Annotated in this window: 15 protein-coding genes and 1 pseudogene; 14 read left to right on the top strand and 2 right to left on the bottom strand. The window is 72.5% G+C overall.

Annotation, left to right across the window (positions count from 1 at the left end):
- The first annotated feature begins 55 nt into the window (after positions 1-55).
- Entirely contained in the window at positions 56-2,626 is a 2,571-nt protein-coding gene (locus ACZ7JA_RS06395) for an amino acid permease (protein WP_470807467.1), read from the top strand.
- A gap of 67 nt (positions 2,627-2,693) precedes the next feature.
- On the opposite strand, the gene ACZ7JA_RS06400 is transcribed toward ACZ7JA_RS06395, so the two are convergent.
- Entirely contained in the window at positions 2,694-3,077 is a 384-nt protein-coding gene (locus tag ACZ7JA_RS06400; RefSeq protein WP_470807469.1) for a hypothetical protein, read from the bottom strand.
- 301 nt (positions 3,078-3,378) lie between these two features.
- On the opposite strand from ACZ7JA_RS06400, the gene ACZ7JA_RS06405 reads away from it, so the two are divergent.
- From ACZ7JA_RS06405 to ACZ7JA_RS06455, 11 genes and pseudogenes are all read left to right on the top strand, one after another.
- Positions 3,379-3,978 (top strand): DUF3159 domain-containing protein, encoded by a 600-nt coding sequence (locus ACZ7JA_RS06405; protein WP_470807471.1) that lies wholly within the window; start codon positions 3,379-3,381, stop codon positions 3,976-3,978.
- A gap of 36 nt (positions 3,979-4,014) precedes the next feature.
- The gene (locus tag ACZ7JA_RS06410; RefSeq protein ID WP_470807473.1) at positions 4,015-5,106 is read left to right on the top strand and encodes a hypothetical protein; all 1,092 of its coding nucleotides are present in this window, start codon (positions 4,015-4,017) and stop codon (positions 5,104-5,106) included.
- 46 nt (positions 5,107-5,152) lie between these two features.
- Positions 5,153-5,929, top strand: coding sequence for a TIGR03936 family radical SAM-associated protein (locus tag ACZ7JA_RS06415; protein WP_351659381.1), 777 nt, complete (start codon positions 5,153-5,155; stop codon positions 5,927-5,929).
- 262 nt (positions 5,930-6,191) lie between these two features.
- Complete coding sequence (locus tag ACZ7JA_RS06420) at positions 6,192-10,379, top strand: Rne/Rng family ribonuclease (RefSeq protein ID WP_470807478.1); 4,188 nt, start codon at positions 6,192-6,194, stop codon at positions 10,377-10,379.
- 232 nt (positions 10,380-10,611) lie between these two features.
- The gene (gene rplU, locus ACZ7JA_RS06425) at positions 10,612-10,932 is read left to right on the top strand and encodes a 50S ribosomal protein L21 (RefSeq protein ID WP_004931419.1); all 321 of its coding nucleotides are present in this window, start codon (positions 10,612-10,614) and stop codon (positions 10,930-10,932) included.
- A 14-nt stretch (positions 10,933-10,946) separates the two neighbouring features.
- Complete coding sequence (rpmA, locus tag ACZ7JA_RS06430; protein ID WP_018846648.1) at positions 10,947-11,201, top strand: 50S ribosomal protein L27; 255 nt, start codon at positions 10,947-10,949, stop codon at positions 11,199-11,201.
- A 116-nt stretch (positions 11,202-11,317) separates the two neighbouring features.
- Positions 11,318-12,766, top strand: coding sequence for a GTPase ObgE (obgE, locus tag ACZ7JA_RS06435; protein WP_351659388.1), 1,449 nt, complete (start codon positions 11,318-11,320; stop codon positions 12,764-12,766).
- Between the two features lie 337 nt (positions 12,767-13,103).
- Positions 13,104-13,526: pseudogene (locus tag ACZ7JA_RS06440) on the top strand (alkaline phosphatase D family protein); the annotation flags it as partial.
- 689 nt (positions 13,527-14,215) lie between these two features.
- Complete coding sequence (locus ACZ7JA_RS06445) at positions 14,216-15,712, top strand: bifunctional cytidylyltransferase/SDR family oxidoreductase (RefSeq protein ID WP_351659391.1); 1,497 nt, start codon at positions 14,216-14,218, stop codon at positions 15,710-15,712.
- A gap of 175 nt (positions 15,713-15,887) precedes the next feature.
- A complete protein-coding gene (locus tag ACZ7JA_RS06450; RefSeq protein ID WP_351659394.1) occupies positions 15,888-18,014 on the top strand; it encodes a hypothetical protein in 2,127 nt (708 codons plus the stop codon).
- A 236-nt stretch (positions 18,015-18,250) separates the two neighbouring features.
- Positions 18,251-19,489, top strand: a complete 1,239-nt coding sequence (locus tag ACZ7JA_RS06455) for a glycosyltransferase family 2 protein (protein WP_470807481.1) — start codon at positions 18,251-18,253, stop codon at positions 19,487-19,489.
- 22 nt (positions 19,490-19,511) lie between these two features.
- Here the strand turns inward: ACZ7JA_RS06455 and ACZ7JA_RS06460 are convergent, their stop codons facing one another.
- Positions 19,512-20,843: a polysaccharide pyruvyl transferase family protein gene (locus tag ACZ7JA_RS06460; RefSeq protein WP_450749285.1), complete on the bottom strand. Its 1,332-nt coding sequence runs from the start codon at positions 20,841-20,843 to the stop codon at positions 19,512-19,514.
- A gap of 302 nt (positions 20,844-21,145) precedes the next feature.
- On the opposite strand from ACZ7JA_RS06460, the gene proB reads away from it, so the two are divergent.
- Positions 21,146-22,273 (top strand): glutamate 5-kinase, encoded by a 1,128-nt coding sequence (proB, locus tag ACZ7JA_RS06465; protein ID WP_351660167.1) that lies wholly within the window; start codon positions 21,146-21,148, stop codon positions 22,271-22,273.
- A gap of 138 nt (positions 22,274-22,411) precedes the next feature.
- Positions 22,412-22,846: a hypothetical protein gene (locus ACZ7JA_RS06470; RefSeq protein WP_351659403.1), complete on the top strand. Its 435-nt coding sequence runs from the start codon at positions 22,412-22,414 to the stop codon at positions 22,844-22,846.
- Positions 22,847-22,862: the final 16 nt, after the last annotated feature.

The following is a 22,862-nucleotide window of genomic DNA, read 5'->3' on the forward strand; positions in this document are numbered from 1 at the left end:
CCCCGCTCCCGGGACGGGCGCCGGCCGCAAAGGGCTCAAGAACGACGCGCTCGGCATGTTCTCCTCGGTGGTCATCGGGCTTGCCTCCACCGCCCCCGCCTACAGCCTCGCCGCCACCCTGGGCCTGATCGTCGCGGCGGTAGGCCTGCAGGCCCCGATCGTCATCATGCTGTCGTTCGTACCGATGCTGCTGATCGCGTACGCCTTCCGGGAACTCAACGCGAGCAACGCCGACTGCGGGACGACCTTCACCTGGGCGACCCGCGCCTTCGGCCCCCGCACCGGCTGGATGGGCGGCTGGGGCATCGTCGTCGCCAACGTCATCGTCATGGCGAGCCTCGCCGAGATCGCCGGCACGTACAGCTTCCGGCTGGTGGGCCAGGACGGGCTGGCGGAGGACCGATTGTGGACCACCGCGGCCGGCATCGTCTGGATCGTGGTGCTGACCACGGTCTGCTACGTCGGCATCGAGTTCTCCGCCGCCCTGCAGCGCTGGCTGCTCTGCATGGAAGTGGGGATGCTGCTCGTCTTCGCCGTGGCCGCGCTGGTCAGGGTCTACACCGACCCCCCGCCCACCGCGCTCCACGTCTCCGCCTCCTGGTTCAACCCCTTCGAGGTGACCTCGGTCAAGGCCCTCACCTCGGGTCTGCTGGCCGGGGTCTTCATCTACTGGGGCTGGGACACCGCGGTCTCGATCAACGAGGAGACGGTCGACAGCACCCGCATCCCCGGCCGCGCGGCGGTCATGTCCACCGTACTGCTGCTGATCATGTACGCCCTGGTGTCCACGTCGGCGCAGGCCTTCGCGGGGACCGGCGGCTCGGGTGTCGGGCTCGGCAACGCCGACAACTCGGACGACGTCTTCTCCGGGCTCGGCGAGGCCGTCTTCGGCAGCGGCGACACGGGCCTCGTGCTGTCCAGGCTGCTGATCCTGATGGTGCTGACCTCGGCGCTGGCGTCCACCCAGACCACCATCCTGCCGCTGGCCCGGACGGTCTTCTCCATGGCGGTCCACAAGGCCGTCCCCGCCCGGTTCGCCCGGGTGCACCGCAGGTTCCTCACCCCGACCTGGTCGACCGTCGGGATGGGCGCGGTCTCGATCGGCTTCCTCCTGCTGCTGACGTCCTTCAGCGGGAACGCGCTGGCCGACTCGGTCGACTCGGTCGGCCTCGCGATCACCTTCCACTACGGCCTGACCGGCTTCGCCTGCCTCTGGTACTACCGCAAGATCCTCGACCGCAGCACCAAGGACCTCGTCTTCAAGGGCGTGCTGCCGGGCCTGGGCGGCGTGATCATGCTCGCCCTGTTCCTCTACGCCACCTACGTCTACGCGGCCCCGGACTACGGCGCGACCAGCGTCGACCTGCCGCTCTTCGGGCCGACCGGCGGGGTCACCGTCATCGGTCTGGGCGCCCTGCTGCTCGGTCTGCTGCTGATGCCGGTGGTCACCCGCGGACACGGGGTCGCCCTCAAGCTCCAGCGGAGCCTGCTGCCGCGCCGCCTGCCGTCGCACACCGCTCTCGCCTCGGCGAGCCGCTACCTGCCCGCCGACAACGGCTCCGGGGTGGGCGGCGACTGGTACGACGTGATCCCGCTGTCCGGCACCAGGGTCGGCCTGGTCGTCGGGGACGTGCTGGGGCACGGCCTGCGCGCCGCCGCCACGATGGGCCGGCTGCGTACGGGCGTCCGCGTCCTGGCCCGGCTCGATCTGACCCCGGACGAGCTGTTGTCCCGGCTCGACGACCTGGTCGAGCAGACCGCGCACGAGCGCGGGGACGGCCACGGCGGCCCGAGCCCCCCGAAGTCGCATGCTGACGAGGCCAGGGGCGTGACCTGCCTGTACGCGGTGTACGACCCGGTCTCCGGGCAGTGCAGCCTGGCGCGGGCCGGGAACCCGGTGCTGGCTGTCGTCGAACCGACGGGAGTGGTCGGCTATCCCGAGCTGCCGCCCGGACCGCCGCTGGGCGTCGGCGGTGCGCCCTACCAGAGCATGGAACTGCGGCTGCCGCCGGGCAGTCTCGTCGCCCTGTGCACGGACGGCCTGCTGCAGGCCGCCCCCGGCCGTGCCGCCGGGCTCGCGCGGCTCTCCGGGGTCCTCGCCGGTGACCAGGACCGGGCGTCGCTGGACGAGCTGTGCGAACGCGCGGTGACCGCCCTGCTGCCCGGGCCGGTGGACGTGGACGCCACGCTGCTCGTGGCCCGCACCCGGCTGCTCGACCGGAGCCAGTTCACCCAGTGGGAGCTGCCGCCGGACCCGGCGGGGGTGGCCGGCATCCGCACGGCCGTCGGCAAGCAGCTGCGGGACTGGGAACTGGAGGACCTGGCGTTCACCAGCGAGCTCATCGTCAGCGAACTCGTCACCAACGCCATCCGCTACGTCGGCGGCCCGATCCAAGTGCGCCTGATCCGCGACCGGACGTTGATCTGCGAGGTCTCCGACACCGGCCACACCACGCCCAACCTGCGCCACGCCGCGAGCGACGACGAGGGCGGCCGGGGCCTGTTCATCATCGCCCAGATGACCCACCACTGGGGCACCCGGTACACCCCCACCGGCAAGACCCTCTGGACCGAGCAGGACCTGCCGTCGGCGGACGGCGAGTCGCCCGGGCCCGCGGGGGAGTGAGCGGATGCGGGCGCCCCCGCCGGCCGTCTTCCCGACCGGAGGGGGCGCCTCGTGCCGGCGTCGTCCGTCAGTTGAAGCAGCCGGGGACCGGGGTCGGGCTGGTCGCGCAGTTGTTGGGGGTGTTGTTGATGACCGTGGACAGCGTCAGGTTCACGGTGCCGCCGTTGTTGTAGATGCCACCCGGGTTGTTGCCGTGGGCGGTGTTGTTGCTGATGCTGATCGTGGAGGTGCCGCCGGGGACGCCGGGGACGCCGTTGGCGATGCCGCCGCCGGTGTTCGCCTCGTTGCTCCTGATGTTGCTGGCGCGCACCGTCAGCTGACCGATGTTGGCGATGCCGCCGCCGTCGCTGCCGGCGGTGTTGCCCGCGACCACACTGGCGTTGATCGTCGTGGTCGAGCCGCTGAAGGTGCTGACGCCGCCTCCGAAGTCCGCCCGGTTGCCCTGGATCACGACCGCGTTGGCGTTCAGGGTGCCGTTGCCGGTGACGACGACGCTGCCGCCGGCCCCGGTTTGGATCGGGCTGCCCGTCGCGTCGCCCCTGGTGATGGTGAGCGCCCGCAGGGTGAGGTTGCCGCCGTCGACGGTGAGGATGCGGAAGGCGGGAGCGGTGGCGGCACGGGTGATGGCGGCGCCGTTGCCGTTGACGACGGTCGTCGAGTAGATGCGGGGCAGCTCGGCGGTCAGCGGGCGGCGGGCGCCCGGTCACGGGACGATGGGGGAAGGGGGCCCGACGGCCGACGGGAGGACTCCGATGGCGCAGCAGACGGCGACGAAGGCACCGACGCAGAAGCCCGTGGGCACGAGTGGCGTGTTCTTCTCGTTCGCCCCTTGGATCATCTTCGGAGTGGTCGCGAGCCCGAGCACCTGGGAGTACGCGGCGCTCGCCGCGCTGATCGCCGCGATCGTGCTGTCGGGGAAGGACATGCTCCGGGGCAGGTTCTTCCTCCTGGACATGGTCGGCATCGTGTTCTTCGCGGTCCTCACGGTCCTGGCGCTCGCCCTGGACCGCTCGCAGCTCCTCTGGCTGGAGACCTACGCCCAGGTCATCTCCAACGGCGTCGTGGCCGTCGTCGCGCTGGGGTCGCTGTTCGCCGATCCCTTCACGGCGCAGTACGCCCGGCAGCAGACGCCCCGCGAATACTGGGACTCACCGGTCTTCGCGCACATCAACCGGGTGCTGACCGCGGCCTGGGGCGTCGTCTTCGCCCTCATGGCGCTCTCCACCTGGCTGGCCGTCCGGAACCCGTCCATGGAGGACTGGTTCAACTGGGTCGTCCCGATCGTCCTGCTGGTCGGGGTCGTCAGGTTCACCGAGCGCTACCCGGAGTCGTACAAGGCACGCGCGGTCTAGCGCATCCGCGGGGGCGTCCGCCGCGTCTACCCGGGTATGGACCTCGACAAGCCGCCCGCCCGGCCGCAGCATCCGCAAGGCTGCCTGACCGTGGCGATCCGCGTTCCCGTGCGGATCGCCGTGCTCGTGCTGGTGGTGCCCGTGCGGCTGGCGTGGGACGCGCTGACCGTCGCGGGGCGGTTCCTGTCCCGCACGGTGCTGCGTCCGCTCGGCCGGGCTGTGCGGTGGCTCGGACGGGCCCTGTTCGTCTGGCCGTTCGTCGCGCTGTGGCGGTGGGTCGCGGTGCCCGCCGGGAAGGCGCTGGGGTGGCTCGGGAACGTACTCGTCGTGGTACCGGCGCGATGGCTGTACCGGTACGCGCTGACGCCCCTCGGGCATGGGCTCGCCCGGGTCGCGCGGGCGATCGGGGCCGCGCTCGGGTGGCTGTACGCGCGCGTGCTGGCACCCGTCGGGCGGGGGATCGCCTGGCTGCTGAAGGGCGCGGGCCTGCTGCTCGCGGCGGCCGGGGCCGGGGTGTTCGCCGCCGTGGCCTGGCTGGCGCGGTGCCTGCTGGTCGTCCCGGCGCGCCTGCTGTACGCATGGGTGCTCGCGCCCGTGGGGCGGGCGCTGGCGTGGCTCGCGACCGCCGTCGTCACGGGCGTCGGCGCCGTCCTCCACTGGACGGCCCGCGTCCTGCTCGTGCTGCCCGCCCTCGCCCTGTGGCACTGGGTGCTGGCGCCCGTGGGCCGGGTCCTGGCCGTCGTCGCCCGGGAGACCGCGGAGGCCTTCCGGCACGCCTGGCGGATCGCCGGGCGGATCTCGCGCGCCGTCGGGTGGGTGCTCGGGACCGTCCTGCGGTGGGTCTTCGTGGAGCCGGTGCGCTGGGTGTACCGGACGGTGCTCACCCCCGTCGGGCACGCCGTACGGGACCTCGTGCTGCGGCCCGCCGCCGAGGCGGCGCGCGCGGTGGGGCGCGGGGTGCGGGAGGCGCTGGCCGCCGCGCGCGCCACCGTACGGCAGGCCCGTGCCGACCTCAGGCGGACGCTGCTCGGCGAACCCGGCCCGCCGGCGGCCGGGGACCGGCGGGAACCCGGAGGCCGCGGGACACGTACTCTTGGTAGGAGTACCACCGCACTCACGAAGGACTAGGACACTGGGCAAGCGACAGCCCGAAGGCCCGCCGCCCGCACCCGCGGTGCAGCGCATCCGACTGCGCTACACCAAGCGCGGCCGCCTCCGGTTCACCAGCCACCGTGACTTCCAGCGCGCCTTCGAGCGTGCGCTGCGCCGCGCCGAGGTGCCCATGGCGTACTCGGCGGGGTTCACACCGCATCCGAAGGTGTCGTACGCCAATGCCGCACCCACCGGCACGGGCAGCGAGGCGGAGTACCTGGAGATCGCGCTGACCGCGGCGCGGGACCCCGAGACGCTGCGCGTCCTCCTCGACGAGTCGCTGCCCACCGGGCTCGACATCGTCGACGCGGTCGAGGCGCGGACCTCGGGACTCGCCGACCGGCTCACGGCCTCCGTGTGGGAGCTGCGGCTGGACGGCGTCGACCCGGTCGACGCCCGGCGCGCGGTGGAGGCCTTCATCGAGGCCGACACCGTCGAGGTGCAGCGCATGACCAAGAACGGCGTCCGCACCTTCGACGCACGCCCGGCGGTCGCGAACCTGGAAACGCACAGTTCGCGCGCTGATGGGCCGACCGACCAGCCCTGTGCGATACTGCGGCTGGTTGTTCGGCACGTGACGCCTGCCGTACGACCCGACGACGTCCTGTCCGGTCTCCGCGCCGTGGCCGACCTGGCGCCGCCGGTCCCCGCAGCGGTGACCAGGCTGGCGCAGGGGCTGTTCGATGAAGAGACCGGCACGGTGACCGACCCGCTCGCGCCCGACCGCGAGGCAGCCGAGGCCCTGACGGCCGCACCGGCCGCCGCCGCGACGGCGCCGACGCCGGAAGGTTCCGCGTAGGGACGGACGTCGTAGCGCCGCCCTGGTACTCGGGAGCCACCTGGGTCGGGCAGCGCACCGACCAGAAGACTTTCGCCAGGCCGTACCGACAAGGCGTACGGAACCGGCGAGACAGGACACAGAGTGCTCCCGTGCGGCGCCCGCGCCCCGGACGGCGGTCACCGCGTATCACGCGGACCGCGGACGTCAACGGTGACCGGTTCCCCGGGACCGGCACCGGACCAGGCGCGGCGCCCGGGAGCCTGACGGGAGAAACGCCCGCATGCTCGAACCGACCGAACCCAACGAGGGTTCCGAACTGAACACGCCGAGCGACACCCTGCCCCCGCGCAGGCGTCGCCGTGCCGCTTCCCGCCCGGCGGGCCCGCCCGGCGCGGCCGAGGCACCCGCCGAGGTCACCGTGCCGGCCATACCGGCCGCGGAAGTCGACGACATCGCCGAGGCGGAGGCCGTCGAGGCACCCGCCGCGGCGGAAGAGCCCGCACCTCCCGCCCGGCCGCGCCGCCGGGCCACCCGGCGTGCCGCCGCGCCGGCCGGGTCGCCGGCCGCCGCCGAGGCCGCCGAGACGGTCGTACCGGCCGCCGGGGCCGCCGGGTCCGCCGCGCCGGCCGAGGCTGCCGTGGCGCCTGACGCTCCCGAGGCCGCTGAGGAACCCGCACCGCCCCGTACCCGCCGTCGGGCGACCCGCCGGGCGTCCGCGCCCGCCGGAGCCCCGGCCGAGGCGGAGGCCGTGGCGCCCGCCGCCGGGACCGAGGCCGCACAGACCGAGGCGAAGGCGGAGGCAGCCGTGGAGCCCGAGGCCGTGACCGAGGACGCCGCGCCCGCCCGCCCGCGCCGCCGCGCCACCCGGCGCGCCGCCGCGCCCGCCGGTGCGCCGAAGGCCGCGGAGACCGCAGCCGCTCCGGAGTCCGCTCCGGCCGCCGCCGAGGCCGCCCCCGCCGTCGAGACCCCGGCCGCCGCCGAGGCTCCCGAGGCGACGGAGGATGCCGCGCCCGCCGCCCGTACCCGCCGTCGGGCGCCCCGCCGTGCGTCCGCGCCCGCCGGAGCCCCGGCCGCCGCCGAGACCGCCGAGGCCGTCGCACCGGCCGCCGCCGAGCCCGCCCCCGAGGCGGAGGCCCCGGTGGAGGAGCCCACGGCCGCCCCGGCGGCCGAAGAGGCCGCTCCGCGCCGCACCCGCCGCCGCGCCACCCGCGGTGCCGCCGCTCCCGCCGCCGAGGAGGCCCCCGCGGCCGCCGAGGAGACCAAGACCCCGGAGGAGCCGAAGGCACCCGCCGCCGAGGCTCCCGCCCAGGAGGACGCCCCGCGCCGCCGTCGCCGGGTCGTCCGGCAGGCCGCGACCGGTTTCGCCGCGCCCGCGCAGTCCGAGGCCGACGAGGCCGGGGCGCCGCGCCGCCCGGCCCGGCCCGCCGTGGCCGTGTTCCAGGCGCCGGTGTTCGCCGAGCCGCAGTTCCAGACCCCGCAGCGGGCCGCCGCCCAGGCCGCGGCCGAGGCGGCCGGGACCGAGGAGCCCGAGGAGGAGCCCGAGGCGTACGCGGAGGAGCGCGCCGAGGCCGGCGCGCGCCGCCGCCGTCGCCGCCGGGGCGCCGCCGCCGAGGAGACGCGTCCCGCCGAGACCGAGGAGCCGGAGGAGGCCGAGGAGGCCGCCGAGGACCTCGCCGAGGGTGACGAGGGCGATGAGGCCGAGGGCTCCGAGGAGTCCGGTTCGCGCCGCCGTCGCCGCCGGGGCGGCCGTCGCCGTCGCCGTGGTGACGCCGCCGAGGGCGAGGCCGGTGAGGGCGCGGACGCCGAGTCCGACGAACTGGCCGCCGAGCAGGCGGCGCAGGACGCCGAGGACACCGCCGAGCAGGAGGACGAGGACGCCGAGGAGGCCCGGGACGAGGAGTCCGGGGGCTCCAGCTCCAGCCGCCGTCGCCGCCGTCGCCGTCGCCGCGCCGGTGAGAGCGGCGGCGAGGCCGAGTCGTCCACCGACGACCCGGAGCGCACGGTCGTCAAGGTCCGCGAACCCCGCAAGCCCGCCGAGCCGTCCGACGAGGTGCAGTCCATCAAGGGCTCGACCCGTCTGGAGGCCAAGAAGCAGCGCCGCCGCGAAGGCCGCGAGCAGGGCCGCCGCCGGGTCCCGATCATCACCGAGGCCGAGTTCCTGGCCCGCCGCGAGGCCGTCGAGCGCGTGATGGTCGTGCGCCAGCACGGCGAGCGCACCCAGATCGGCGTGCTCGAGGACGACGTGCTCGTCGAGCACTACGTCAACAAGGAGCAGTCGACCTCGTACGTCGGCAACGTCTACCTGGGCAAGGTCCAGAACGTGCTGCCGTCGATGGAGGCCGCCTTCATCGACATCGGCAAGGGCCGCAACGCCGTCCTGTACGCCGGCGAGGTCAACTTCGGGGCGCTCGGCATGGGCAACGGGCCGCGCCGCATCGAAGCCGCCCTCAAGTCCGGCCAGTCGGTGCTCGTCCAGGTGACGAAGGACCCCATCGGCCACAAGGGCGCCCGCCTGACCAGCCAGGTCTCTCTCCCGGGCCGCTACCTCGTGTACGTGCCCGAGGGCTCGATGACCGGCATCAGCCGCAAGCTGCCCGACACCGAGCGGGCCCGGCTGAAGACCATCCTCAAGAAGATCGTCCCCGAGGACGCGGGCGTCATCGTGCGCACCGCCGCCGAGGGCGCGAGCGAGGACGAGCTGCGCCGTGACGTCGAGCGGCTCCAGGCGCAGTGGGAGGAGATCCAGAAGAAGGCCAAGAGCGGCAACGCCCCGACGCTGCTCTACGGCGAGCCGGACATGACCGTCCGGGTCGTCCGCGACATCTTCAACGAGGACTTCTCCAAGGTCGTCGTCAGCGGTGACGAGGCGTGGCAGACCATCCACGGCTACGTCTCGCACGTGGCGCCCGACCTCGCCGAGCGGCTGTCGAAGTGGACCAGCGAGGTCGACGTCTTCGCCACCTACCGGATCGACGAGCAGCTCGCCAAGGCGCTGGACCGCAAGGTCTGGCTGCCGAGCGGCGGTTCGCTGGTGATCGACCGGACCGAGGCGATGGTCGTCGTCGACGTCAACACCGGCAAGTTCACCGGCCAGGGCGGCAACCTCGAGGAGACCGTCACCAGGAACAACCTGGAGGCGGCCGAGGAGATCGTGCGCCAGCTCCGGCTGCGCGACCTCGGCGGCATCATCGTCATCGACTTCATCGACATGGTGCTCGAGTCCAACCGGGACCTGGTGCTGCGGCGCCTGCTGGAGTGCCTGGGCCGGGACCGGACCAAGCACCAGGTGGCCGAGGTGACCTCGCTGGGCCTGGTGCAGATGACCCGCAAGCGGGTCGGCCAGGGCCTGCTGGAGTCGTTCTCCGAGACCTGCGTCCACTGCAACGGCCGCGGTGTCATCGTCCACATGGAGCAGCCGGTCGCGGCCGGCGGCGGTGGCGGTGGCGGCAAGCGCAAGAAGCGCGGCCGGGGCGGTGACGCCCAGGAGCACGTGCACGAGACCGCCGCCGTGGCGGTGGAGACCGGCGAGGCCGTCGAGCCCGAGGTGGAGACCGCCGTCGAGGTGGCCGCCGAGCTCGCCGAGCCCGTCGCGCTGCCCGGGCCGGACTTCGCGCCGGACGAGGAGCTGTACAGCAGCGTCGCCGAGGCGGAGGCGGCCGCCGGCCGCGGCCGTTCCCGCCGCCGCGCGAGCCGCCGGGCCTCGGCGCCGGCCGGTGCGCCGAAGGCGGAGCGGGCCCCGAAGGCGGAGAAGGCCGCGCAGGCTCCGGAGCCGGAGGCCGCCGTGGCCGCCGCCGCGCCGACCGCCCAGGAGGTCACCGCCGACGAGGCGGCGGCGCGCCCGGTGCGTCCCGAGCCCGCCGCCGAGGCGCTGGCCGAGCCTGCGGCCGCCGAGGACCAGACGGTCCCGGAGCCGCAGGCCGCGCCCGCCGAGGAAGCCGCGCCCAAGGGCCGTACGCGCCGCCGGGCGACCCGGAAGGTGTCGGCGCCCGCCGGTTCCCCCGCGGGAGCCGAGGCCGCCGTGGTGACGGTGTCGGAGACCGCGCCCGCCGCCCCGGTGGAGCAGCCCGAGGCCGAGGCCCCGGCGCCGGCCGCCGAGGCGGAGAGCGCCGCCCCGGCCCGCCCGCGCCGCCGTGCGGTGCGCAAGGCCACCGCGCCGACCGCGTCCGAGGAGACGGCCGTGACGGTCGTCCCGTCGGCCGCGCCGCAGGAGGCCCCGGCCGCCGCGGAGGCGGCGGGCGAGGCTCCGGCGGCCGAAGAGGGCGTCGAGGAGCCGGCTCCGGCCAAGAAGGCGGCCCGCAAGACCGCCAAGAAGGCCACCGCGAAGAAGGCGGCCACCAAGAAGACCGCGGCCAAGAAGACGGCCGCCAAGAAGACGACGGCCAAGAAGGCGGCCAAGACCGCCAAGACGGCCGCCGCCAAGACGACGGCGAAGAAGACCACCACGGTCCCCGCCGGCGACGAGGGCTGACGCCCCGGGAAGTGGGGCCGGTCCACGTGACCGGCCCCGCGCCCACGGGGCCCGGTTTGACCCCTTCGGCCGTGGCCCCGTAACCTAGACCGTCGGCGTGTCGAGTGACACGCCACATCCCCGTAAACCTCTTCCTCCCGGGTGCCTCGGCGGCCGGGAGAGGCTGTCCGTGTTCATGCCCGGGCGGCTGGACTGCGGGGGTGCCGTTCCCGAGCGAGAGAGTGAGATCCGCGTGTACGCCATCGTGCGCAGCGGTGGTCGCCAGCACAAGGTTGCTGTCGGCGACATCGTTGAGGTTGACAAGATTTCCACCGCCAAGGTTGGCGACACGGTCGAGCTCTCGACCCTGCTCGTTGTCGACGGCGACGCTGTGACCAGCGACCCGTGGGTGCTGGCCGGCATCAAGGTCCAGGCCGAGGTCGTGGACCACCACAAGGGCCAGAAGATCGACATTCTGCGCTACAAGAACAAGACGGGCTACCGCCGTCGCCAGGGCCACCGCCAGCAGTACACGGCGATCAAGGTCACTGAGATCCCCGCGGCTGCGAAGTAAGGGACTGAGGAGAAATGGCACACAAGAAGGGCGCATCGTCCACCCGGAACGGTCGCGACTCCAATGCCCAGCGACTCGGCGTGAAGCGCTTCGGCGGTCAGGTCGTCAACGCTGGTGAGATCCTGGTCCGCCAGCGCGGCACCCACTTCCACCCGGGCGCCGGCGTCGGCCGTGGCGGCGACGACACGCTGTTCGCGCTGCAGCCCGGTGCGGTGGAGTTCGGTACCCACCGTGGCCGCAAGGTCGTGAACGTCGTTCCGGTCGCCTGACCCGAGCGTTCCGTTCGAACCTTTCGCGAGGCGGACCTCACTTCCCGAGCGGGAAGGCGGGTCCGCCTTTCGCGTGTTACGCAAGAGACATCACCGTAGTTCTGGAGGCATGAACCATGACCACCTTCGTGGACCGCGTCGAGCTGCATGTCGCCGCGGGTAACGGAGGCCACGGCTGTGCCTCCGTCCACCGTGAGAAGTTCAAGCCGCTCGGCGGCCCGGACGGCGGCAACGGCGGCCGTGGCGGCGACGTGATCCTGACCGTAGACCAGTCGGTCACCACGCTGCTCGACTACCACCACTCCCCGCACCGCAAGGCGACCAACGGCAAGCCCGGCGAGGGCGGCAACCGCTCCGGCAAGGAGGGTCAGGACCTGGTCCTGCCCGTGCCGGACGGCACCGTCATCCTGGACAAGGCCGGCAACGTGCTCGCCGACCTGGTCGGCCACGGCACCTCGTACGTCGCCGCCCAGGGCGGCCGGGGCGGCCTCGGCAACGCGGCGCTGGCCTCCGCCCGCCGCAAGGCGCCCGGTTTCGCGCTGCTCGGCGAGCCGGGGGACCTGCAGGACATCGTCCTGGAGCTGAAGACGGTCGCGGACGTGGCCCTGGTGGGTTACCCGAGCGCGGGCAAGTCCTCGCTGATCTCGGTGCTCAGCGCGGCCAAGCCGAAGATCGCCGACTACCCGTTCACCACCCTGGTGCCCAACCTGGGCGTCGTCACGGCCGGTTCGACCGTCTACACCATCGCCGACGTGCCGGGCCTGATCCCGGGTGCCAGCCAGGGCAAGGGACTCGGCCTCGAGTTCCTCCGCCACGTGGAGCGGTGCAGCGTGCTGGTGCACGTGCTGGACACCGCGACCCTCGAGTCCGACCGCGACCCGGTCTCCGACCTCGACATCATCGAGGAGGAGCTGAAGCAGTACGGCGGCCTCGACAACCGTCCCCGCATCGTCGTCCTGAACAAGGTCGACGTGCCGGACGGCAAGGACCTCGCCGAGATGGTGCGCCCCGACCTGGAGGCGCGCGGTTACCGCGTCTTCGAGGTCTCGGCGGTGGCCCACATCGGCCTGAAGGAGCTGACCTTCGGGCTCGGTGAGCTGGTCGCCAGGGCGCGGGCCGCGAAGCCGAAGGAGGAGGCGACCCGGATCGTCATCCGTCCCAAGGCGGTGGACGACGCGGGCTTCACGGTCACCCGCGAGGACGTCGGCGGCGAGCCGCTGTTCCGGGTGCGCGGCGAGAAGCCGGAGCGCTGGGTGCGGCAGACGGACTTCAACAACGACGAGGCCGTCGGCTACCTCGCCGACCGCCTGAACCGCCTCGGCGTCGAGGACCAGCTGATGAAGGCGGGCGCCCGCGTCGGCGACGGCGTCGCCATCGGGCCCGAGGAGAACGCGGTCGTCTTCGACTGGGAGCCGACCGCCATGGCCGGCGCCGAGATGCTGGGCCGGCGCGGTGAGGACCACCGCTTCGACGCGGCGCGGCCGGCCGTCCAGCGTCGGCGCGACAAGCAGGCCGAGCGCGACGAGGCGCTGCGCGAGTACGACGAGTTCGACCCGTTCGAGTAGGACCCCGTCCCGGGGTCCGCCCGGCGAACCCCGCCACCGACGTCGTCGTCTTCTGACGGCCCGTGACCCGTCACGGCGCCACCACGTCCTCTTCGAGGACCGGCGCCGTGGCGGGTCTTCTGTTGTCCGTCTGCTTGTCATGCACGCGCATGCCGCCGTTCGGCGGCCGGGCAGCGCGGCCGTGGGAGCTTCCGAGGGTCCGCGAGTGAAACCCGAGCCGTGTGCGGCAAGGGAGCCGGGGCATGACCGGAGCAGCACCGCAGCCCGACCGACGCCGCCTTCTGACCGCGGGCGCCGCCGTCCTCGGCGCCGCCGCCTCCGCCCAGCTCTGGCTGCGTACTACGACGCCTGGGACGGCTACCAGGCCGAACGCAACGCCCTGCTCCAGGAGTTCGCCGGCGTCCGCAACCCGGTCGTGCTCTGCGGCGACCGGCACCTCACCATGGTCAGGGACCTGAGCAGGGACTTCGCCGACCCGGAATCCGCCGTGGTCGGCGCCGAGTTCGTCGGCACGTCCGTCTCCAGCGACGGCGACCAGGACCAGGCCGCCTTCCACGCCCAGTGGGACCCGCTGAAGGCGGACAACCCGCACGGGAAGGTGGTCGACGCCCACCGGGGCCACCACCTCTTCGGCATCGGCCGCGACGGCCTCGACGCCCAGGTGCGGATCGTCGACACGGTCCTGGCGCCGGAGTCGGCCGCGAGCACCCTGGCACGGCTGCGGGTGGAACCCGGCGAGCCCGGCGTCCGGGCCGTGTGACGAGGGCCACCGGGCGGACGACGCGACGATCGCCCGGACCGCCGGACCGCCGGACCGCCGGACCGCCGGACCGCCGGGCTGGTCGGCGGCGACCGCGTGCACGTGCTGGTCACGCAGCGCCCGCCGGCGAGGATGATGCCGGGTGCGCTGCCGCGCACCTTCGAGGCGCAGCTCGGACTGCCGGGGAATCTCCTGCGGCCGGTTCCTGGCCGAGACCGAAATGCTGCGGAATCTTGATGTCGAATTCCGCGGCAATGGGCTGCGGGACGAGCTGCATTCCCGGCTGGTCCGCAACGGCGCCGTGACGCATATGGAGAACATGTGCGGTCCCGCGCCCGCCGACGCGCGCATCGCCGCCCCCTCGCTGGGCGGCCCCGGCGCGCTCGGCGCCCGGGTCCTCGGCGGCCCGGACCCGCCGGCCACGGCGCCCGAGCAGCCGGTACCGTCCTCGCCGGAGCCCCGGACGCCCCCGGAGGAACAACCCCTCCCGCCGGGGCCTGTGAGGGACCTGTGGACTTACTCACAGCAATTCCACGGAGGTTCACGCCGGCCGTCGGCCAATCACCCGGGGCGCCAGGTGAATGACAGGTGGCGCGCACATATGCATGGGACGTCACTCACCTTGCACAGCGGTTACCCGAAGTGGGACCATTTCGAACGTTCCCTGTCGCCCCAAGGTAGGTCAGCCTGTGTCACAGCACATAGCCAAGCCCCGAACCACCGCAGTCGTCCTGGCCGGTGGCACCGGTCAGCGGGTGGGTCTTTCGATCCCCAAGCAGCTGCTGAAGATCGCCGGCAAGGCAGTCATCGAGCACACGCTGACCACTTTCGAGAACGCCGACTCGATCGACGACATCATCGTGCTGATGGCGCCCGGTTATGTGCCGGACATCGAGAAGATCGTGGCCAAGGCCGGCTTCACCAAGGTCAAGAAGGTCATCGAGGGCGGTTCGACCCGGAACGAGACCACCGAGCGCGCGATTTCCGCCCTCGGTGAGGGCCTGGCCGAGGGCGAGGACCTCAACGTCCTCTTCCACGACGCCGTGCGCCCCCTGCTCTCGCAGCGCGTCATCGACGACTGCGTGACCGCGCTGGAGCGCTTCCAGGCCGTGGACGTGGCCATCCCGTCCGCGGACACCATCATCGTCACGCGCACGCACGGCGAGGACGGCGAGTTCATCACCGAGATCCCGGACCGCTCCCGGCTGCGCCGCGGCCAGACGCCGCAGGCCTTCAAGCTGTCCACGATCCGCCGCGCCTACGAGGTCGCCGCCGGCGACCCCAACTTCCAGGCCACGGACGACTGCTCCGTCGTGCTCAAGTACCTGCCGGACGTGCCGATCCACGTCGTCGCGGGTGACGAGTACAACATGAAGGTGACCCAGCCGGTCGACGTCTTCATCGCCGACAAGCTGTTCCAGCTCGCCTCCACGGCCGCCCCCGAGCAGAACGGCGAGGAGGACTACCGCGAGCTGCTGACCGGCAAGACGGTCGTCATCTTCGGCGGCTCCTACGGCATCGGCAAGGACATCGCCGAACTCGCCGAGTCCTACGGCGCCTCCGTGTACGCGCTGGGCCGCTCCACCACCGGCACCCACGTGGAGAACCCGGAGGAGGTCGACGACGCGCTGTCCAAGGCGTACGCGGAGACCGGCCGGATCGACTACGTGGTCAACACCGCGGGCGTGCTGCGCATCGGCAAGCTCGCCGAGACCGACAACGCCACCATCGAGGAGGCGCTGAAGGTCAACTACCTGGCCCCGGTGCAGATCGCGCGCTCCTCCTACAAGTACCTGTCGGAGACCAAGGGCCAGCTCCTGCTCTACACCTCCAGCAGCTACACCCGCGGCCGCGCCGAGTACAGCCTCTACTCCTCCACCAAGGCCGCCATGGTGAACCTCACCCAGGCGCTGTCCGACGAGTGGGCGTCCGAGGGCATCCGCGTCAACTGCATCAACCCCGAGCGCACCGCGACCCCGATGCGCACCAAGGCCTTCGGCCAGGAGCCGGCCGGCTCGCTGCTCTCCTCCGAGGCGGTGGCCCGCACCTCCCTGGACGTGCTGCTCTCGGAGCTGACCGGCCACGTCATCGACGTCCGCCAGCAGGACCCGACCGCGGGCGCCGCCAAGGCCTCCGGTTTCGAGCAGGCTCTGGCCACCGTGTTGGACCGTCAGGACGGCGTGTAATAATCGCGGTAAATAGCTTTTGGGAATTCAGGCCTCTGCGCTCGCTCATTCACTGGGCGTTCGCAGAGGCCTGAGTCCGTACCCCTCTTAAAAATCGGTAAGGCCCGCGATCGCCGCCTGATTCCGGCAATACCGAACAAAACCGGCACTCCCCCCTCCCAGAGCAGGTTTCTCCGTGATATCCACCGCTATTCGCGTCGCCCGGGTGGGCAGCGCGGCCGAGCTGGCCGCGGCGGCCCTCATGATGCTGGGCTTCCCCTGCCTCATGGTGGCCGCGCTCATACCCAGCGTTTACGCCTTCGTGGTCGCGGCCGCCGTGACGTACCTGGCGGACCACTTTCTGCACCGCAGGAGCAGCTATCTCATCAACCGCCTGAGCAAGGTCCGGGCCGGCCTGTCGATCCGGTTCCTGATCAGGCAGCTGCTGCTCATCCTGCTGCTGGCCCGGATGTCCCTCGCGGACAACCTGGTCTTCTACGCGGCGGTGGCCTGCTTCATCGCCTTCTACGGCCTGCAGGCTCCGCACGGCGCGCTCGTGACGCTGATCCGCAACCGCCGCCGGATGCCGGTCGCCACCCGCAACATCGACCTGAAGTCCCGCATCCGCATCCCGGACGCGCCGCCGCGCCGCCTGCTGCACCGCTCCGCGGAGAAGATGCTGCACCTCGACCTGTTCGCGGTCGCCGGCCTCCTGGTCTCCGCCGCGCTGGACGACGCGTTCGTCGGCTTCGTCGGCTCCGGGGTCACGGTGGCCCTCGGCTGCCTGTACGTCGCGGTGCTGCTGCCGTACGTGCGCGGCCGGCGGACCCCGCCGAAGGCCGAGGCCGTGCTCGCCGCCGTGGACGACTGGCTGGCCGCCTACAAGCCGGAGACGGTCCTGTACTTCTCCGGCTCCAAGGACTCCGCGTACCAGGTCAACATGTGGCTGGAGACGATGGAGCAGCTGGAGACCCGGCCGCTGATCATCCTGCGCGAGCGCGCCATCCTGAACAACCTCGCCCCCACCACCGTCCCCGTCATCTGCGTGCCCGGAGGGGTGCACCTGATGAACCTGGACCTGTCGACGGTGCGCGTCGCCCTCTACGCGGCCAACGTGGGCAAGAACATCCACCTGCTGCGCGTGCCCACCATGAAGCACGTCTTCATCGGCCACGGCGACAGCGACAAGCTGGCCAGCGTCAACCCGTACAGCAAGGTCTACGACGAGGTGTGGACCGCCGGCCGGGCGGGCCGCGACCGCTACGCCATCGCCGACGTCGGCGTCCGCGACGAGGACATCGTCGAGGTCGGCCGCCCGCAGCTCGCGCCGATCACCCCCGGGCGTCGCGGCGAAGCCGCCGGCGGAGGCGTCCCGACCGTGCTCTACGCCCCCACCTGGGAGGGCTGGGACGGCAACCCCGGCAACACCTCGATCGTGCTGGCCGGTGAGAACATCGTCCGCAAGCTGGTCAAGGCGGATCCGCCGGTGCGCGTCCTGTACAAGCCGCACCCCTTCACTGGCACCGTCAGCGCCCAGGCCGGCGCCGCGCACCGGCGCGTCACCGCCCTGGTCGAGAAGGCCGCCGCGGAGCGCGCCGCCGACCCCCGCTTCACCGCGGACACCGCGGCGCAGGAGCGGGCCCGGGCCGAGCTGGCCCGGATCGAGGCCCGCCTCGCCGAGCTGGCCGGTGCCGGCGGCGACAAGGGCGACGAGGCCGAGGCCACCCGCGACGGCATCGTCGACGCCGAGCGGCACCAGGAGATCGCCCGGCTGCGCACCGAGTGGAACGCCGCCTACTGGAACTCCTTCCCGGCGTACGAGCACAAGGTCATCACCGGCGCCGAGCCGCGCCTGTACGACTGCTTCAACGTCTCCGACGCGATGGTCTCCGACATCTCCTCGGTGGTCTCCGACTTCATCGCGAGCGGCAAGCCGTACGCGGTCACGGACTCCGGCGAGCTGGGCGTGGAGGAGTTCAAGCGGCAGAACACCGCCGTGCGCGCCGCGACGATCCTGTCCAACAGCGCGGCCGAGCTGGGCGAACTGCTGGACGCCGTCCGCGACCCGTCCGCCGACCCGCTGGCCGGGGACCGCAAGGAGCTCAAGCAGTACCTGCTGGGCCCGGACGAGCCGAAGTCGATCGACCAGTTCAACGCGGCGGTCGCCGACCTCGCCCTGAAGGCCGAGACCCGCAACGTCGGCCAGCAGTCGCGGCTGGGCGCGGCCAACGTCGACCCCGCCGAGGCCGCCGAGCTGACCACCGCGCTGCCGGGCCAGCGCGGCGCCTCCGCCGGCGAGACGGACGACGTGAACGCGGTCTGACGTCCGCGCCACCCGGACCGAAGGGCCGGCCCCCGGATCACTCCGGGGGCCGGCCCTTTTTTCACGTTCCCTTACCGCACCCCTGTCCCACGGATGAGCAGCTCTTACCGGCCGTGCGTACCTTCGGATGCGGCCGCCGCGTCCCGTGTGGCGTGCCTCACTCATCATTCGGCGTCAGGCAACCGCCGTCGACGGGAACCCGTCTAGCAAGTTGCGATTGATGTGATTCGGGGGAAATGTTCTGTGACAAAGGGGGAACCGTGACCGTCGTGACGCAGCCTGATGTGACCGTAGTCATCGGGGCGTACGAAGCGATGCCGTATCTGGTCGACTGCCTGGCGTCGGTCGAGGCGCAGACCATCGGCCCGGCCCGGATGGAGGTCATCGCGGTCGACGACGGCTCGACGGACGGCACGGGGGAGTACCTGGAGGAGTTCGCGGCCCGCGCCGCGATGCCGGTCACCGTCGTCCGTCAGGAGAACTCCGGCAGCCCCAGCGGCCCGCGCAACGTCGGCCTCGGCAAGGCGGCCGGCCGCTACGTCTTCTTCCTCGACGCCGACGACCGGCTCGGGGCCGAGGCCCTGGAACGCATGGTCGCCATGGCCGACCGGAACGGCACCGACGTCGTCCTCGGCCGGGTCGAGGGCGTCAACCGCACCCCGCCGAAGTCCATGTTCGGCCGGACCCTCGAGCGGACCGACGTCTTCTCCTCCAACATCAAGTTCACGCTCAGCGCGCAGAAGCTCTTCCGCCGCGCGCTGCTGGAGCGGCACGGCATGCGGTTCGACGAGTCGCTGTGGACCGGCGAGGACGCGCTCTTCACCCTGGAGGCCTACCTGCGGGCGGACGGCGTCTCCGTGCTCGCCGACCACACCTGCTACTACCTGGTGGGCCGCGAGGACGGCAAGCACGTGACGAAGACCGGCAGCTACACGCTGCGCTTCGACTCCGCGCGCGCCCTGATGAAGCTGATCGCCGACATGGTCCCGGCCGGCCCCCGGCGCGACGACCTGATGGTCCGGCCCTTCCTCATCACCCTGCTGCCGCAGTTCGGGCCCAAGTTCCTCAAGGACGGCGAGGCGGTCCGCTGGAACAAGCTCGAACTGGCGAAGCCCCTGATGGACGCCTACTGGACGCCCGGAGTGGCCCGCCGCCTGAAGGTCCACGAGCGGCTGCGGCTGCACCTGGTGGCCGAGCAGCGGACCGAGGAGCTGCTGGACGTCGTGGAGTTCGTGCGGGCCGGGAAGCAGGCCGCCGCGCTGCTGGAGAAGCGCGGCACCCGCCTGTACCTCGCCTACCCGCACTTCCGGTCCGAGGCGGCCGGCATCCCCGACGACGTGTATCTCGCCGAGCCCCGTGAGGCCCGCGCCTTCCCCGGCTACCGCGAGCCGGCCGCCCGCTCCCTGCCGCGCCGGGCGCTGCGCAGGATCAGGCGGATGCTGCCGAGCGGCGGGATCGGCGCGGCGGCGGCCTGACGGCCGCCGGCGCCGAGCCCCGTTACTTGCCCGGGTTCAGCGCCCGGCCCACCACGCGGCGGGCGCGCCGGTAGACGGAGGCCGCGGGCGCGGGGACGGCGTCCTTGACCCGCTTCGACCGGGCCAGCTCCCGGCGCAGCCGGTCGTTGTCCTTGGACAGCTCGCCGACCTGGGTGTGCAGCCAGCCGAACCGCGTGGTGAGCGAGGCCAGGTCCGTGTCGTTCCAGGGGCGCACGCCCGGCGGGAACGACAGCGACCGCATCCGCTTCTCGAAGGCGGCGCCGCCGTCGCCGTGCGTGAAGGTGTTCTGCAGCCCGTTCTTGTCCAGGAAGCCGGTGAACCGCTCGAAGCGCTCGGCGTGGTTGCCGGTCAGCCCGCTGAAGTCGGCCTGCTCGTACAGCCGAGCCGGGTCCGCCGCCTCGGGGTCCTTGGCGACCTTGTCCAGGCGCTGGTGCGGGATCTCGAAGTAGCGGCACAGCTCCAGCGTGCGCGAGTCACCGCACAGCACCGTCGCCGGAGTGCCGGCGAGCAGCGCCGCGATGTTGCCGTGGATGCGGGAGCCGAAGGAGAAGTCGAACGGGCGCAGCTCGTCGATCCAGGTGATCGGGTCGACGTACACCCGCACCTTGTCCTCCCGGTACATCGGGTGGTCCGGGTGCGTCGGTATCGCGGTCACCGCGGCGTTCGGGTCCGACATGTCCCGCCAGTGGAGCTGCCGCGCGTCGCTGAGGTTCTGGCCGATGAAGCGCAGGTTGGGGTACTGCTCGTGGGTGCGGCTGATGATCCGGGCCAGCCCCTGCTTCTTCACCGCGCTGTGCGAGCCGTTGATCGCGATGCGCGACTCGGCCGTCAGGCCCGCGTCGTCCTTGCGCACGTGCAGTTCGCGGCCGTACATGAACAGCGACGGGCAGCCGATGACCTCGACGTCCTTGAAGCCCATGTCCCGCAGGTACGTCTCGGTGAACTCGCCGCGCACGCCGATCGAGGCGCTGCGCTCCAGCACCGCCGAGCAGAAGGCGCGCACGGTCGGCTCGATCCGCTTCAGCCGCGCCGCGTCGTAGCCCACCCCGGTCTGCGCGCCCACGCCGAGCACCACCACGGGGATGCGCAGCTTGGAGATGAGGCGGGTCAGCCGCTGCAGCGCCACCTCGAAGGAGGGGCGGAAGGCGTTGGCCAGCGGCACGACGAACGCGTCGTACTCCGCGTTGATGCGGGCCGCCGCGGACACTTCGGTGCGCCCACCGTTCGAGAACACCTCGGTGTCCGGCGTCTCGAGGATCTTGTGCGCGGCGTCCTGGAAGATCAGGTTGCCGGAGTTGGTGGCGATGACGTCCTGGTGGAGGGCTTGCTCCACGGAGAAGACGTCATAGGGACTCTTGCCCGATCGGAGGAGGATGCGCTTCGGGTGGCGAACGGTAGGTGACACGACGGTCAATTTAAGTTGGTGAAGCGTTTAATTTCTATAGGCAACGGGTACAACCTTTTTGCCGTACGCGAACCGTAAGCAAACGGTTACCGTGTGCCTGTCCGGAGACTGGACCGACGCGCACCCCCCGGCCCCCTTCGCGTAGATTGCCGCACAGGCAGCTATTGCCGCTCAGGCGGCCGGTACCGGGCGAGGGGACAGCGGGCAAGGTGACCGAGGCAAGGCAGGCCGTGAGCGCGGCCCGCAGGATCGTAGTCAAAGTCGGCTCCTCGTCGCTGACCACCGCCGCGGGCGGCCTGGACGCCGACCGCGTCGACGCGCTCGTCGACGTCCTCGCCAAGGCGCGCGGCGGAGGGGAGCGGGAGGTCGTGCTGGTCTCCTCGGGGTCCATCGCGGCCGGACTCGCCCCGCTGGGCCTGCGCCGCCGCCCGAGAGACCTGGCCCGCCAGCAGGCCGCCGCCAGCGTCGGCCAGGGCCTGCTCGTCGCCCGCTACACCGCCTCGTTCGCCCGCTACGGCGTCCGCGTCGGCCAGGTGCTGCTCACCAACGACGACATGAGCCGCCGCGCCCACCACCGCAACGCCTCCCGCACCTTCGACAAGCTGCTGGCCATGGGCGCCCTGCCGGTCGTCAACGAGAACGACACCGTCGCCACCGACGAGATCCGCTTCGGCGACAACGACCGCCTCGCCGCCCTGGTCGCCCACCTCGTCCACGCGGACCTGCTGGTGCTGCTCTCCGACGTCGACGGCGTCTACGACGGCGACCCGAGCAAGCCGGGCACCTCGCGGATAGCGGAGGTGCGGGGACCCGAGGACCTCGCCGAGGTCGAGATCGGCAGCGCGGGCAAGGCCGGGGTCGGCACCGGCGGCATGGTCACCAAGGTCGAGGCCGCCGGGATCGCCGCGGCCGCGGGCATCCCGGTGGTGCTGACCAGCGCCGTCCACGCGGCGGAGGCGCTGAGCGGCGGCGACACCGGCACCTACTTCCACCCCAGCGGCAAGCGCTCCGCCGACCGCCTGCTGTGGCTCCAGCACGCCTCCACCCCGCAGGGCTCCCTCACCCTCGACGACGGCGCCGTCCGCGCGGTCGTGGAGCGGCGCACCTCGCTGCTGCCCGCCGGCATCGCCGCGGTGGAGGGCGAGTTCAGCGCCGGCGACCCGGTCGAGCTGCGCGACGGCGCGGGGCGCGCGGTGGCCCGGGGACTCGTCAACTTCGACGCCAAGGAGATCCCCCTGCTGATCGGGCGTTCGACCCGGGAGCTGGCGCGCGAACTGGGCCCGGCGTACGAACGCGAGGTCGTACACAGGGACGACCTGGTGCTGCTGCGCTCGTCACGCCCGCAAAGCCACTCGTAGAACAGGGCGTACGGACCGCCCCCGGTGGGGGACGTTCCGTAAAACCGCCACGCGGAGCCCGGCGGCCTGCTCAACTTTCCCTCGGGGACATGTCGATGGAACACGTTCCGTCAAGGGTCAGGCGAGAAGGAGGCCGTCGTGAGACGAGCGCGCCCCGGGCCGGCGTCCCGTGGTGCTCTGACGAGCGTCGCGGCCGGAGAGACCTACGAGCGGCGCGAGGGGCTCCGGGACCTGCCGCGGTTGTGGCACGTCACCCTCAGCGTCTCCGGGGACGAGGTGCCGCTGCCCGACCTGCGGCGCGCCCTGGAACAGCTCGCCCACGACCACCCGTTCCTGCTGACCAGCAGATACGCCGGCGACCACGCCGAGATCCGCTACTGGGAGGAGGCCCGCGACCTCCACGACGCGGCCGCCGTCGCGCTGCGGCTGTGGGGCGAGCACCGGCAGACCGCCGGACTGCCCGCCTGGGAGATCGTCGGCCTCGAGGTCATCGACCGCGAGACGTACCACCAGCGCATCGCCGAGGGATACGGCCCCGCGCCCGCGACCCCGGTAGGGGTGCATCCCTTCTGAACGGCCGCCCGGCGCC

The organism is Streptomyces sp. NPDC038135 (assembly GCF_055601245.1).